The organism is Pseudomonas alliivorans (genome assembly GCF_017826695.1).
Lineage (GTDB): Bacteria > Pseudomonadota > Gammaproteobacteria > Pseudomonadales > Pseudomonadaceae > Aquipseudomonas > Aquipseudomonas alliivorans.
Genome location: NZ_JAFFZW010000029.1, coordinates 1 through 899, shown reverse-complemented (window position 1 = coordinate 899; position 899 = coordinate 1). Strand labels below are relative to the sequence as shown.

Genomic DNA, 899 nt, shown 5'->3' with positions numbered 1-899 from the left:
TGGAACGCCACGGCTGCGGCCTTCCCGAGCGAGCAGTGCATTCATACGCTGATCGAGGCTCAGGTTCAAAAAACGCCGGACGCGCCCGCGCTGATCTTTGATCAACAACAGCTGAGCTACACGCAGCTCAATGCCCGTGCCAACCAACTGGCCCATCGACTGCGGGAGTCGGGTGTCGGTCCGGATGTGCGGGTCGGGATTTGTGTCGAGCGCAGCCTGGAACTGGTGATCGGCCTGCTGGCCATCGTCAAGGCGGGCGGTGCCTATGTGCCGCTGGACCCGGATTATCCCGAAGACCGACTGGCCTACATGATGCAGGACAGCGGCATCGGCCTGCTGCTGACCCAGACCCCGCTGCTGGCGCGTCTGCCACTGCCTGCCGGGGTGCAGAGCCTGTGTCTGGATCGCAACGGCGACGGGCTGAACGGCTACAGCACCGCCAACCCGGTCAACCTGACAGATCCGCTGAACCTGGCCTACATGATTTACACCTCGGGCTCGACCGGCAAACCCAAGGGCGCGGGCAACAGCCATCGTGCGCTGGTCAACCGCCTGCACTGGATGCAGAAGGCCTACGCGCTGGACGCAACCGACACGGTGCTGCAGAAAACCCCGTTCAGCTTCGACGTGTCGGTCTGGGAATTCTTCTGGCCGCTGCTGACGGGGGCTCGTCTGGCCGTGGCACTGCCGGGTGATCATCGCGATCCTGAGCGACTGGTGCAGACCATCCGGCAGCATCAGGTCACGACGTTGCACTTCGTGCCGTCGATGCTGCAGGCCTTCCTCGGCCATCGACAGGTGGAAAGCTGCCACAGCCTGAAACGAGTGGTGTGCAGCGGCGAAGCCTTGCCTGCGGAACTGGCCGGACAGGTGCTCAAGCGCCTGCCGCAGGTCGGGCT

At 64.2% G+C, this 899-nt stretch carries 1 protein-coding gene; it reads left to right on the top strand.

Annotated elements, in window-relative coordinates; genetic code table 11:
- Nucleotides 1–899, top strand: an 899-nt coding sequence (locus tag JTJ32_RS26285) for an AMP-binding protein (protein WP_210043814.1), incomplete at both ends; no start/stop codon positions are given.